Source organism: Neobacillus ginsengisoli (assembly GCF_030813055.1).
The window spans coordinates 738,876-752,089 of record NZ_JAUSTW010000002.1; the positions used below are offsets into that span (position 1 = coordinate 738,876).

The following is a 13,214-nucleotide window of genomic DNA, read 5'->3' on the forward strand; positions in this document are numbered from 1 at the left end:
TTAAACAGGATAAGGTGAGTTTATGAGATTAGCGATAACAATTGCAATTATATGTATTATTGTATTATCTGGCTGCCAAAAAGAAGTAAAGCAATATCAAAATGGAAAACTAGTTTATGAAGGTGCTGTAGATAATAATGGAGTACGTGATGGTACAGGGAAACTATACGATACTCAAACTGGAAAAGTGATTTTTGAAGGTCTATTTAGGAATGGTCTGATGTTAAAAGGGACCATGTATGATAAGAATGGCGAAAACCCACATCCTTATCAAGAGTGAAAAGCCGTCTCCCCGTCATTTAGTTGATCATTTCATAATTTAGTAGGTGTTAAAGAGTTTTTACATTTAAGTCAAGACTCTCTATTCCTCTCATTGTTTATTTTATCGAATAGTGAAATGTGTACGAGAAAAGTCAAAGAAAAAAGACTCAAGTGGATGGTCACTCGAGTCTTTTTATCATCAAAAATAAGGAAAAATTTATTTATTTGAAGCAACAGCAAAAGAAAAAGAAAATCTTTTTTTCTTCACAGGTTCATACTCCTCTTTTTCCACAGAGAGGAGAAAAGTCAAAATATCTTCCGCTGCATGCTCGTTGATAAAGTTTCTTTGCGAATCTATGATAGAAGTTAAACGTTCCCCGCCACCCGCTAACAATCCTTTGATAATGGAAGTAAGATGTTCAGTGTTTTTGCAAAACACACCTAAATTATGCTTTTCGGCAAACCATGGATTATCTTTTTCTTGCCCTGGTAAAGCTCCTGTTATGATAATGGGCAAGTTCGTCGAAACAGCTTCAAACATTACATTCGGGCTTCCTCTTGTGATCGCAATATCTGCTGCCAGCATCAAATCTTGAATATTTTTAACAAATCCATAAATTTGAGCACGGTCACCAAAACGATCTTTTAAAGAAGATTCCAATTCCATTTTCAATTTTTCATTTCTGCCTGCGATGATGCTTACCGTACAATCGAAGTGTTCAAGCAGTTCTTCTGCAATCGCACTCATATTGCCTACTCCTTCACCACCACTCATCATTAAAAAGTTGATAGTAGATTTTCCACTGTTCCGATTGCCTGAATGGCAATGAAATCTTTCCCGAACAGGAAAGCCAACCACGTTTATTTTTTCTTCAGGAACGCCAAACTCTAAACATTTTTCTTTGGCTTCATCCGTAGGGCTAAGGATAAAGTCTGCCCGCCCGTCTGCCCATAAAGGATAAATATTCACAAGATCGGCAATAAGGGTGCCAAAAGGAATGTGAATGTTTTCTTTACGCAGGATATTAATGACAGAACCATTGAAATTAGGATGAATCGATAAAATCAAATCAGGTTTTACTTCATTCAGTAAAGCCAGAAAATTGTTTCTGATCATCACTTCTACGCATTTATCCACTAAAAAGGAATTCATTGCAGAAAAATGCCAGATGGCGTTCCACAGCTGGGCAGAATATCGAGTAATCGGTCCGTAGGTTTTGCCGATGTTTAATAAAGCTGTACCGCCTAAAGCAAAGCCATCGACCACATGGATGTCAATGTGAGTATTTACACCGATTTTTTCCTGCAAGGATTCTGCGATACTTTTATGTCCATGACCTGTATGGTCAGAGGAAATCACCAGAATTTTTTTAGTCACACTATCAATCCTTTCTAAATTACTTATATTGAAAGAACGTTTCATCAAAATATTATCGCTTTTGAAGGAGAAATTTTCTTTTATATTATAAAAATAGGAATATTTTAAATTTTATTTTGTAAAAACATGCAAAAAAGCCTTTTCGGTAAAAGACTTCGGTTATTAGGATGACTATAAACTTTTAGTGAATCTTTTATCATTATATGTAAAATCAATAAGAAAAAAAAGAACTTTTTTATGGAAATAGATTTTTTGGTCCTGTCATATGGAAAATTTAAGAATTAATCCCCTAATTTATATAAACATTGAAGGCCAGTTAATACTTTTTTGGATAAGATAGCCGGAAGCTTAGGGTCAATAGCGTTAATAATGACATGTGCAGTCATAATGGAATCTACTCCTGCAGCAATGAGGATTATGAGGCATAGATTTGGGGCTGGTTCATAGTTATATTATTAACATCAATTTTTAGCCTAGAGTTTACTACCACTTATGTTACGGTTCATCGTAGCCTTTCTAACTGCAAATTTTAAAAAAAGAACCTTCAATCCAAAGATAGATCAAAGGTTCTGTGTTTTATTTTCAATAGTATTCTATTATTTACTCAATCATCATAGAAACGATTGTCCATTAATGAAAAATGTTGCTTAAACTTTTTCATTCAATACCTTGGTTTCTACATCCAAAGAATTAACTAAAGACCGGCTCTTTTTCGCTTAGACCAAGCGTCTGCGCTGTTGAAGAATGAATTTCGTGCAGAAGCTTTGGGTTTTCCATTAGGGACACGCCATAAGAAGGAATCATTTCTTTGATTTTCGCTTCCCACTCTTTCATATGTTGCGGGAAGCATTTTTTGATTACCTCAAGCATTACGTGAACGGCAGTAGAAGCACCCGGAGAAGCGCCTAGTAATGCTGCGATCGAGCCATCAGCGGCAGTAATCACTTCCGTACCAAATTGAAGCGTTCCTTTGCCGCCTGCTTCAGTATCTTTAATAACTTGCACTCGTTGGCCCGCTACTACTAAATCCCATTCCTCAGCTTTAGCGTCCGGGATAAACTCTCGTAACTCTTCCATGCGCTGTTCTTTCGATAACGTAACTTGCTGAATCAGGTATTTCGTCAATGACATCTCTTTTGCGCCTGCCGCTAACATAGTTATGACATTATTCGGTTTGACGGAAGTTATCAAATCAAACATTGAACCGTTTTTTAAAAACTTTGGTGAAAAGCCGGCAAACGGTCCAAATAGCAACGATTTTTTATTGTCGATAAATCTTGTGTCAAGATGCGGAACAGACATTGGCGGAGCTCCAACCTTAGCTTTGCCGTATACTTTTGCATGATGCTGCGCTACAACATCCGGATTATTACACACCATAAATATTCCGCTTACCGGGAATCCTCCAATATGTTTTCCTTCAGGAATACCGGATTTTTGCAGTAAATGCAGGCTTCCTCCACCGCCTCCGATAAAGACGAATTTTGCAGTATGGCGTTCGACGTTACCGCTGTCGTTTCGTACTTTCAATTCCCAGGAGCCGTCGCTAGTACGTTTAATATTATTAACGCTATGTTTGTATTTGATATCGACGCTTTTACTCTTTAAGTGATCAAACAACATGCGTGTTAAAGCACCAAAGTTGACATCCGTTCCAGAGTCGATTTTTGTTGCCGCTATCGGTTCATTCAATGTACGGCCTTCCATGATAAGCGGAATCCATTCTATCAGTTTTTCATGGTCATCGGAAAATTCCATCCCTTGAAACAGGGTATTGTTTGATAGCGCTTCAAAACGTTTTTTCAAAAAAGTTACATTTTGTTCCCCTTGTACCATACTCATATGAGGTATTGGCATGATAAAATCCTGCGGATTACGAATCAGCTTGCTGTTTACAAGATAAGACCAAAACTGCATTGAAACCTGAAACTGTTCATTAATTTTTATAGCTTTACTAATATCTAAAGATCCATCCGGTTTTTCGACCGTGTAGTTAAGCTCGCACAGTGCCGCATGCCCCGTTCCCGCATTATTCCATTCGTTAGAGCTTTCCTCTCCTGCGTTTGCGAGCTTCTCAAACACTGTAATTTCCCATTCCGGTACTAATTCTTTCAAGAGTGTCCCCAAAGTCGCACTCATGATTCCGGCGCCAATTAAAATAACGTCTGTTTTAGTTCCTATGTTGATCATTTTTACCAACCTTTTCCCCTAAAATTTGCAGAAAAGATGTAGGCGTCACAACAAGCTAAGGCGCGACCTAGTCACACACCTTTTCTGTCTCAATTATAACCAAATTATAGTGTATTACAAATTTTTTATAGATTAAAACATCTACTATTATATAATAATTATAAGTTATATAAAAGCTGGTAATAAGTGAGAAGTCCGTCCACAAGGCCTAGGAACACATAATATAGTTTGTGTGAAGAAATGAACTTAAACTACCGCAAGGGAAGGGGAAGAACACAAGTGTTTTTTTTCATGGGAATACCCGCAATCCCAATCGTTAAAGGATTACAGGTTTTATTTGATGATACATACTGCATTTCAGTCAATATTTATTCGTTTTCTTTCACTTCTACTGTAGCACCAGTTTCTTCACTCGGCTCTTCAACTGGGTCTTCACCATAACCTTGGCTTTGTTCGGATTCTGAGCTAATAATGCTCTCTATTAATTTGTTTATACCTTGCTGTCCTCCTGCTTCATCATTATCCCGTCCTGCGATTCCACTTCTTCCATTTCCATATGCGAATTGTGATTGATTATTTTGGGACGCGCTATGGTCAATAGCGTTTTGTCCACCTTGATTTGCGTTCGTACCAACATGTTTATTGATCTGTCCGCCGCCCTCAGCTCTTTGTTCTATATTGAAATTTTTGTTTCCAATATTAAAGGTGTATTGAATGTTGATATTAATTTTAAGACCGTCACTGTTGGGTTCTATTGAGTGTTCATTTTTTGCTTCTTTCTTATAATCGCTATTTTTTTTGTCTTTTTCATGGTCTGATATCAGTATGTTCCCTCCTTTTTTCATGTGATATTATCAATATATTTGTGGTCGCTAGATTACGTTTGGACAAGCTATTGAGAAAATCATCCTTTTTTGCCAAGATGTGTACTCAACGTATTAACGGAAGTAGTTGGATGCCTTATTCAGTTGAGTGAATCTCAACATATTTACAGTCATATAAAACCACGTCCTACAGACAACGAAAAAAACGCTATGTCACGTAATTGTCCCGTATGATTGAACGGTAAACAATATGATAACATAGCGTTTTTTTTAAAGTACGTCCCAGAGAGGATTCGAACCTCCGACCTACAGTTTAGGAATGTGTATACTTAAACTGTATTACATAGTTAGATGCTTTATTTTATAAGGTTTTGTTTGCTTAATGTTAGGTTTAATTTATTAGGTTTGGGCGGTAATTTGTAATGTGTGGTGGCAAATTGGTGGCAAAAATTTGTGAGGAAAATTGTATCTCATTTTAAATTTTATATTCCTTCAAGTTGGTGTGGTGGCCACTTTACATTGATGGCTTGTAACTTAAGGATACAATAAATATCAGGTAAAATTATTTCCACATACTAGCCATGTGGGATCCAGGAACAATGGTGGTAAACTAGTGGCAAACTCCATTAATCTGAACCCCAACTACATCGTAAAAAACGTATATGCTTGAAACAAAAACCTAATAAATCAATCCTTTCATGCAATTCTGTTTTAATTAGATTAACATTTCAGATTGATAGTGTTGGGGTCGGGGGTTCGATTTCCCCACAGGTCATTAATACAGAGCCGTGCTAACCATTGTGTTATCAAGGCTCTTTTTCAATAACAGGAAAATTATACAGATGACCAACTACTGGATTCATTCCAAATCTCTTCCTCCAATTATCAATTCATAGATACCCCTAATTTCTCCGTACAGTATATCAGCTTTTCTAGTTTCATACAAAGTAGGGAATTCTTCAACGAACTTCAAGAATCTACAAATAAAGTTTTATACGGAATTGAGTAGTAAAAATTGTTTATCCAAGGTGTTCAAAGTCCATAGGATCCTTTGGAAGTAGGATGTAAGTTTCTAAGCCCTCGATCGTGAGAACCCACGAAGTTGACGAGCTAAGTATCGGTTTTCTCTCTTTGAAAGAACGGAGTGAAGCGCTTGGTAATCTGTAAGACCAACTGTTTCCGCCCGTCCAATAACCTGGGCAAGTTCCTTTTCAACCGACTGATTTGGAAACCGTAGTTCGATTTTTCCGCAAGCATAGATGTAAGACGGTTCTTTAGTCTTTTCACTATTGGAATTAGATGCTACTCCTCTGCCTCCGCAGCTACAATTACCTGTTGTTCCGCATTGCGGGAAAAGCATCGTTTCTAGATTATCGGAATACGAACCGACTGCTTGTACCTCATTTTCGTTAAGAAGCTGATTTTCTAACTGTTCCATCCCTTCATTAATATGTTCCATTTTTCTTCCTCCTACCACAAATTTGTTAATACTTTCAATTAAATATGCCAAATGAAATTATATTAAGAACGCTTTTTGACCAAATACTGATATGCTGACCATGCATTTAACAAAGGTGGAACAACCGTAGTTCTTCGAGGAAAGTATGATTGTGTTACGGCAAATCTCATCTCAGTTGCGGTTGCTGTTGGAAATAAAGAATACAACAAAGCAATGGTACCACTGACAAAAGGTGCTGCGACACTTGTTCCTCCAAATGTTAACGGTTTGCCATTAGGTGAGAGGCTAGTAATGTTATCACCAGGAGCACTTAGACCCTTTTTTCCAACCGATCCTCCCAGGTTTGACTCAGTTAACGGTCTACCGCCAAAATCAGATTGCGGTATTTTTACATTGTTTTCGAAGTTCATTGACCTTTTTCTTCGCTTGTCTCAAGGAGTAATCTTGAATGAAGAAAATCCTTTAAAGCGTAGTTCATTTTAATTCATTTTGCTTTTTGTTTAGCTGTAAGGAATTTAGTAATCCTTTAATTTTCTCACAATCTTTTAGATGTACGAGTCGGTGAACGTCTTCATGAAGCACTATCACAACGGAAGTAAAGTACAGGCACTCAAGAAATCTAATCTAAAAGAATGCTATATCATAAGGTATGCAGATGATCTTAAAGTTTTATGTCGCACACGCTCGCAAGCGAGAAAGTTGCACCTACGGTGCTAGCAAGGGGAAAAGGGGGCGATAACGTCAAACCCTTACCTATCTGTCATTAATAACACTCGGTGGTAAGTTTTTGGATTTTTATGAAAAAATATAGATTGTGAAGGGATGTACTTATAGTACTGGCAAGTTAGCTGAAGAAGGTAAAGGGAAATTAACGGCAAATTACTATCTTATCTTTTAATAGAAATAAGGTGTTATATGAGTCAATCAGTCGTACAATGGAATTTTTTAATACAAGTATTATAGAAAAACAGGTATCTATTATGGTAAAATCTACTAGATACATATAGAATAATATATAAGGGAGAATGAGAGAATGAAATCATTCATACTAAAAGCAGGAGTATTTACTTCTTTACTATTCCTTGGATTGTCACATGAACAAGCTTCTGCGGAGATGAACTTTCCATCCAAATGCACATCATATGGTGAAATTAAACCAAATCAAAATCCTTCACCTCAGCAGATGAACTGCTTACTGACAAACGCTGCATTGGAAGCAAACATTCCTCCCGAAGTTGTAAAAGCTGTTGCCGCAAAAGAAAGTGATTGGAGACAATTTGTCGATGGACAACCATTAATGAATAATACAGGCGACGGCGGGATTGGGATCATGCAGATTACCAATCAACCCGGCTATGATCAAGAAAAATTGAAGGATGACATTTACTTCAATATTCAAGCTGGTGTTGATATTCTTAACAACATGTTCAATCGCATGTACAGTAATGGTCAAGACCCCCTCCCGAGAATAAAAGGCGCAGATCAGTATGTCATTGAAAATTGGTACTTTCCGGTGATGGCTTACAACGGCACCAAGCCGATCAATAGTCCCATTCATCAGGCGGATGGAACAAGGAATACGCAGACTTATCAAGATGATGTCTTTGGAATAATTCAAAATGACAGTTATTTGCTTGATCCTAAAATATATCCTAGTATTTTTGCGCAGTTCCCGTTCAGCAGTGCTGATTTCACATATGATTCCAGCAGCACCAAACCAATTCAATTCAATCAGCTGGAATATACCGTCACTGATCCGATGCATGCTTCTGCGTATTTTTTTAAAACGGGAGACAAGGTAGTAGTAACTACAGATGATGTAAAATTACGGTCACAACCTTCAACCAGCGCATCTATTAATAGCCACTTAAGTAAAAACACCACGCTCATCATTGACGGGGAATTTACCTATGACCGGTACATCGACAGCAACCGATTTGTCTGGTATCCGGTCAAAACAGCTGATCAAAAATTAACAGGTTATATTTCCTCTGCTTATATAATTAAAAAGTTAGATGCACCTGTAGTTAGCCCAGTGGATGATAATGATGTATCTTTATCTGGCAAAGCTCCTTTTGCAAATGTGATGATACAAATAATGAACGGAACGTTGCCAGTTGGCAGTACAGTGGCTGATGCAACCGGAGACTTTAAGGCAGAAATTCCTGCTCAAAAGGCAGGGACCAACCTAACTGTAACCTATAAGGATAAACTGAATGAGTTAAGCCCAGCAACAACAATATCTGTTACCCCTCCCCTTCCTGCTAAAGGGTATATTGATAACCCAGCCAATGGATCTATCCTTAAAGGGGCAAGTGACGTAAACGGATGGTTTTTAGATGGAAGCGATGTTGCCATGATCGAAGTGTTGGTAGATGGAAAAAGCATGGGAACAGCACAATATGGTAGTGCACGTACCGATGTGGAAAATGCTTTTCCGCAATATCAAAATGCTAACTCTGGATATCAATATACCCTTGATACCACGAAAATAACCAATGGACAACACTCATTAACTGTTAGAGAGACAGGGAATAATGGAAACACGACAGTGCTCAGTCAAATGGTGAATGTTCAAAATTTACCGGCAAAAGGATCGATTGATAACCCTGCAATTAATTCTTCAATTAGTGGATCAAGTAATGTACAGGGTTGGTTTTTAGATGGAAGCGGCGTTGCCAAAATCGAAGTGTTGATAGATGGAATTAGCATTGGGACAGCACAGTATGGAAGTACGCGTATCGATGTACAAAAAGCCTTTCCGCAATATCAAAATGCTAACTCCGGTTATCAATATACCCTTGATACCAAGAAAATAACCAATGGACAACACTCATTAACTGTTAGAGAGATAGGGAATAATGGAATCACGACAGTGCTCAGTCAAATGGTGAAAGTTCAAAATTTACCGGCAAAAGGATCGATTGATACCCCTGCAATTAATTCTCCAATTAGTGAAACAAGTAATGTGCAGGGTTGGTTTTTAGATGGAAGCGGCGTTGCCAAAATCGAAGTGTTGATAGATGGAATTAGCATTGGGACAGCACAGTATGGAAGTACGCGTATCGATGTACAAAAAGCCTTTCCGCAATATCAAAATGCTAACTCCGGATATCAATATACCTTTGATACCACGAAAATAACCAATGGACAACACTTATTATCTGTTAGAGAGACAGGGAATAATGGCACCACAACCGTACTTAATAGCCAAATGGTGAATGTTCAGAATTTACTAGCAAAAGGATCGATTGATGCCCCTGCCATTAACTCTGCTATTAGTGGATCAACGAATGTCAAGGGCTGGTTCTTAGACAGAAGCGGCGTTGCCAAGATTGAGATTTTAGTAGATGGAACGAGCATGGGGACAGCACAATATGGTGGACCGCGCCCTGATGTACAAAAAGCCTTTCCGCAATATCAAAATGCTAACTCCGGTTATCAATATACCCTTGATACCAAGAAAATAACCAATGGACAACACTCATTAACTGTTAGAGAGACAGGGAATAATGGAACCACAACCGTACTCAAAAGCCAAATGGTGAATGTTCAAAATTAACCGGCAAAAGGATGGATTGATAGGTTATGAGTTAATGAATTATAAAGTCGACTAATTTAGTCGACTGTAGTTTAAAATAAAAACGATTATAAGGGCTTCATATTAAAGAAAGTTCAGGTTTACTGCCTGAACCTTTTTTTATGTGATTTCTAATGAGTTGATAATTAAAAATAAAACTGGCTGCCTTTTTATTAGAAAAAACGTCTAAAAAATGACCGTTTTACGGACAGTTTTCAAACAAATCAAAATAATAGGTAATCATGCTAGAACTCGTCTATAAACCCGTATATAATTCAAAGTGTAAAAATAATTGAAATAATACGTTTTTTAGACAAAGGAGTGATAAATCATGGCTAGGGTAGGTTATGCTAGGGTGTCCACTCAAGAACAATCATTAGATATGCAAATTGACGCACTGGAAAAGGCAGGGTGTGAGAAAATCTTTAAGGAAAAGATTAGCGGCACGAAGGATGATAGGAAGGAGTTAAAGAAATGCCTGGACTATTTAAGGAAGGGGGATGTTCTAGTCGTTTATAAGTTAGATCGTTTAGGGCGGTCAACAAGGAAGCTGTTAGAAATTACAGATGAGTTAGAACTAAGAGGTATTGATTTTATCAGTGTTAATGACAACATGGACACAACAACAGCTATTGGTAAAGCCATGTTCCGTATGTTGGCGGTATTGAGCGAAATGGAACGTGATCTTATACCAGAACGGACAAGGGCGGGGCTTGAAGCTGCAAGGGCAAGGGGCAGAAAAGGCGGCAGACCAAAAACAGATTCAAAGATACTAGATAAGGCTATTCGATTATACAAGACAAAGGAATACTCAGTTAAAGAAATTACGGAAATGACTGGTGTTTCAAAGGCTAAGCTATATCAAGCATTAAAGGAAGTTTAAAGCTATTAAACAGAATGTAAAATTTTTCACTTAACGGAGTAGTATAGTGGAAGAGTCCGTTTGATTTTAGTTCAGCAATCGGGCCATTTAATTGAATAAGACTTCTAAACAAAACTGGATATTTATGTTAATATTGGTGTGAGATTGTGAAGAAATGTACTGATATGAACGAAACTGTCAATGCCCCCTACATAATTTGATCTTGGTTTGGTTTTTGTGCAACTCTAAGAAGAGAAGCGTATTTCGGCTTCTTTTCTTTTTAGTTAGGGTAGAGCCTTTGAAGGCTAGGGAATCTCCTTCTCAGCTTACTGACTGCTCCTCAATCTTCAAATTGGCTGTCAAATGCTTTCCTTGACAGGCAATTTGAAAATTGAGATACTTTTTAAAGCTGAGAATAATAAACTTCTCCTTTCACATTAATACTAAAAGTTAAGCACACGGCACGAAGGCAAAAATCTCTACTGCGGTTAGCACTCTGATATTCGTGGGTTTTCACATTTTATCTTTCCGTATAAAGGAGCTTCCACTAACTTAAAACGTGCGTTAGCCTATTTAGGCATAGCACAAGTACATTTCGTGGTTTCTCCTTACCGATTTTTACCTTTGCCTCCGAGCCCTATGCTCCGACTTTTAAAGCAATTGACATTATTTTAATCGTAATTTTTACTTTACAATGGAGTTGTTTTCAATTTCTTGAGTTACTGCCCAGATAAATCCTGCTAATTCTCTTGCAACGGCAGTTAATGCCTTTCCAGCTGTTTTTCCGCGTGATAGTAAACGAAAATATTTTTTATGCAGTCGATTTTGAGCTTTCCATGAGATCATTTGAACACTAGGCAACTGTCCTTCTTGTCGTTTCTTTAAATCTCCTTTAATGCAGGCTTATGCCGATAACTCCAGGCTGCTTCTACAAGCAGACGCCGAACATGACGGTTGCCTGTTTTTGTAATATTGCCTTGCCTTCTGGTTTCACCACTTGAACTTTCACTTGGAATTAACCCAACGTAAGACATTAATTTTTTGGGAGAAGCAAATCTATTAAATGATCCAATCTCAGCCACAAGGCTGGTAGCTGTTATAGTGGCTATTCCTCTTAACGATTGGAGTGCTTGAATCATTGGCGCATGATATCCTTCCGTTGATTGGAATTTAATTTCTTCCTCTAATGGTTTTACCCTTTGCTCAACTTCTTGTAGATGATGTAGATACTCTTGAAAAACTATTTTAGATGCAGAACGTTCAAACTTTAGAGTATTTAACCATTCGGTATCTACGAGTCCATTTCTTTCCCTTGAAAGGCGGGTGAATATCATTTCGTAAAAGGAATTTGGATAATTGATGTTTGGCTCTTAATTCATCCTCTTTGGCATCTTCACGGGCTCGAACTAAATCCCGAAGCGCCTCATCATCTTCTGTTGGCACATAAACAGAGGTTAATTCGCCTGCACGAAATAACTTTGCTAGTTTAATCGAATCTCTACGGTCAGTTTTAATCCGTTCACCTGGTTTCTTAGGGATTAAAAGATGGTGCGATAACTTCACATTCAATTCCTAGGCTAAGAAAAAGCCGATATAAACCATAGCCAGTTGGACCAGCTTCATAACACACTCGAAGATTATCTTTTTCTCCCAGCTTTTTTACTAACTTTCTAATTGATTCCACCGTGTAGGGATCATTCCCCAATACCTTGGCTCATCTCGACCTTCATCTGCAATGGCAACGGCAATTTTTTCTTTTGAAACGTCTAAACCTACATATTTTATGGTATCCTTCATAATAACTAGCTCCTTCCATAATGTAGCTCTGATTTGGTTTGTTTTTTCCAGTAAACAGTGTAACCAAATTAACCCACGGTGTTACGAGTAAGGAGCTAGTTTCGTTCATGATAACTTAAACTAACGTGGCAGCATTCCTGTAATGAGTGAAAATGAGGTTTGAACAAAAAAATAACCTCTTGGTAGAATAAGAGTGTCCTGAAGCTGGCCAGCGAAAAGGATAACACTCAAATACCAGGAGGCTTTAAAATGAATTATAACCAAAATAAGAAGATTGCTCAAATAACTTCTCAAACACTTATTATAGGTGTCGACATTGCTAAATTCAAGCATGTGGCACGTGCCCAGGACTTTAGAGGAATGGAGTTCGGATCACCTTGCTATTTTGAAAACACAAAAGAGGGGTTCCAGCATTTTCTTATATGGATTTCTGAACTGAAGAGAGAACAAGCCATGGATAAAGTGATGGTTGGAATGGAACCAACTGGCCACTATTGGTTCAACCTGGCTCATATTCTGAAAGAAAATGAGATTATGTTTGTAGTAGTCAATCCCTTGCACGTAAAGAAAAGCAAGGAACTCGATGATAATTCACCAACTAAAAATGATGTGAAAGACGCTAAAGTAATTGCACAGCTGGTCAAGGACGGAAGATACGCTGAACCTACGATACCGCAAGGAGTTTATGCCGAGCTCCGGGTGGCGAAGAAAATACGCGATCTTTTAACAGATGACCTACAAACGGTCCAAGGTCAGGTTCACAACTGTATTGACCGGTACTTTCCAGAATTTCTAACGGTCTTTAAGAAGTGGGAAGGGAAGACAGCCTTACAATTCTTAAAACTCTATGCTTTACCGCATGA

The 13,214-nt window shown here is 37.9% G+C and carries 13 protein-coding genes and 1 pseudogene; 4 read left to right on the top strand and 10 right to left on the bottom strand.

Annotated elements, in window-relative coordinates; all coding sequences use genetic code 11:
• Positions 1-22: 22 nt before the first annotated feature.
• Positions 23-280 (top strand): hypothetical protein, encoded by a 258-nt coding sequence (locus tag J2S10_RS09110; RefSeq protein ID WP_307406717.1) that lies wholly within the window; start codon positions 23-25, stop codon positions 278-280.
• A gap of 198 nt (positions 281-478) precedes the next feature.
• Here J2S10_RS09110 and J2S10_RS09115 read toward each other — a convergent pair whose 3' ends face one another.
• The 6 genes and pseudogenes from J2S10_RS09115 to J2S10_RS09140 form a co-directional block, all read right to left on the bottom strand.
• Positions 479-1,639, bottom strand: a complete 1,161-nt coding sequence (locus J2S10_RS09115) for an MGDG synthase family glycosyltransferase (RefSeq protein ID WP_307406720.1) — start codon at positions 1,637-1,639, stop codon at positions 479-481.
• Between the two features lie 281 nt (positions 1,640-1,920).
• Entirely contained in the window at positions 1,921-2,058 is a 138-nt protein-coding gene (locus J2S10_RS09120) for a glycoside hydrolase family 3 N-terminal domain-containing protein (RefSeq protein WP_307406798.1), read from the bottom strand.
• A gap of 271 nt (positions 2,059-2,329) precedes the next feature.
• The gene (locus tag J2S10_RS09125) at positions 2,330-3,829 is read right to left on the bottom strand and encodes a malate:quinone oxidoreductase (RefSeq protein WP_307406800.1); all 1,500 of its coding nucleotides are present in this window, start codon (positions 3,827-3,829) and stop codon (positions 2,330-2,332) included.
• A gap of 368 nt (positions 3,830-4,197) precedes the next feature.
• Positions 4,198-4,674 (bottom strand): hypothetical protein, encoded by a 477-nt coding sequence (locus J2S10_RS09130; protein ID WP_307406722.1) that lies wholly within the window; start codon positions 4,672-4,674, stop codon positions 4,198-4,200.
• 998 nt (positions 4,675-5,672) lie between these two features.
• Positions 5,673-6,112 (bottom strand): annotated as a pseudogene (locus J2S10_RS09135) (hypothetical protein).
• 62 nt (positions 6,113-6,174) lie between these two features.
• A complete protein-coding gene (locus tag J2S10_RS09140) occupies positions 6,175-6,522 on the bottom strand; it encodes a S8 family serine peptidase (RefSeq protein WP_307406726.1) in 348 nt (115 codons plus the stop codon).
• Between the two features lie 623 nt (positions 6,523-7,145).
• Here J2S10_RS09140 and J2S10_RS09145 point away from each other — a divergent pair.
• A complete protein-coding gene (locus tag J2S10_RS09145; protein WP_307406729.1) occupies positions 7,146-9,674 on the top strand; it encodes an Ig-like domain-containing protein in 2,529 nt (842 codons plus the stop codon).
• Between the two features lie 349 nt (positions 9,675-10,023).
• A complete protein-coding gene (locus tag J2S10_RS09150) occupies positions 10,024-10,575 on the top strand; it encodes a recombinase family protein (protein ID WP_307406732.1) in 552 nt (183 codons plus the stop codon).
• 663 nt (positions 10,576-11,238) lie between these two features.
• Here J2S10_RS09150 and J2S10_RS27410 read toward each other — a convergent pair.
• From J2S10_RS27410 to J2S10_RS27425, 4 genes are all read right to left on the bottom strand, one after another.
• On the bottom strand, positions 11,239-11,415 hold the full coding sequence (locus J2S10_RS27410) for a hypothetical protein (protein WP_370876178.1): 177 nt from the start codon (positions 11,413-11,415) through the stop codon (positions 11,239-11,241).
• A gap of 20 nt (positions 11,416-11,435) precedes the next feature.
• Positions 11,436-11,693 (bottom strand): transposase, encoded by a 258-nt coding sequence (locus J2S10_RS27415; protein WP_370876179.1) that lies wholly within the window; start codon positions 11,691-11,693, stop codon positions 11,436-11,438.
• Between the two features lie 121 nt (positions 11,694-11,814).
• Positions 11,815-12,117: an IS110 family transposase gene (locus J2S10_RS27420; RefSeq protein ID WP_370876180.1), complete on the bottom strand. Its 303-nt coding sequence runs from the start codon at positions 12,115-12,117 to the stop codon at positions 11,815-11,817.
• Positions 12,118-12,216: 99 nt separating this feature from the next.
• Positions 12,217-12,351 (bottom strand): hypothetical protein, encoded by a 135-nt coding sequence (locus J2S10_RS27425; protein WP_370876181.1) that lies wholly within the window; start codon positions 12,349-12,351, stop codon positions 12,217-12,219.
• A 249-nt stretch (positions 12,352-12,600) separates the two neighbouring features.
• Here J2S10_RS27425 and J2S10_RS09160 point away from each other — a divergent pair.
• The coding region (locus tag J2S10_RS09160; protein ID WP_307406734.1) for an IS110 family transposase at positions 12,601-13,214 on the top strand (614 nt) is incomplete at its 3' end.

Bases quoted from the DNA above. Each gene is read 5' to 3' on its own strand.
- J2S10_RS09145 (WP_307406729.1), top strand. From the start codon at position 7,146: ATGAAATCATTCATACTAAAAGCAGGAGTATTTACTTCTTTACTATTC.
- J2S10_RS27415 (WP_370876179.1), bottom strand. From the start codon at position 11,693: ATGATTCAAGCACTCCAATCGTTAAGAGGAATAGCCACTATAACAGCT.
- J2S10_RS27425 (WP_370876181.1), bottom strand. From the start codon at position 12,351: ATGAAGGATACCATAAAATATGTAGGTTTAGACGTTTCAAAAGAAAAA.
- J2S10_RS09125 (WP_307406800.1), bottom strand. From the start codon at position 3,829: ATGATCAACATAGGAACTAAAACAGACGTTATTTTAATTGGCGCCGGA.
- J2S10_RS09130 (WP_307406722.1), bottom strand. From the start codon at position 4,674: ATGAAAAAAGGAGGGAACATACTGATATCAGACCATGAAAAAGACAAA.
- J2S10_RS09150 (WP_307406732.1), top strand. From the start codon at position 10,024: ATGGCTAGGGTAGGTTATGCTAGGGTGTCCACTCAAGAACAATCATTA.
- J2S10_RS09110 (WP_307406717.1), top strand. From the start codon at position 23: ATGAGATTAGCGATAACAATTGCAATTATATGTATTATTGTATTATCT.
- J2S10_RS09140 (WP_307406726.1), bottom strand. From the start codon at position 6,522: ATGAACTTCGAAAACAATGTAAAAATACCGCAATCTGATTTTGGCGGT.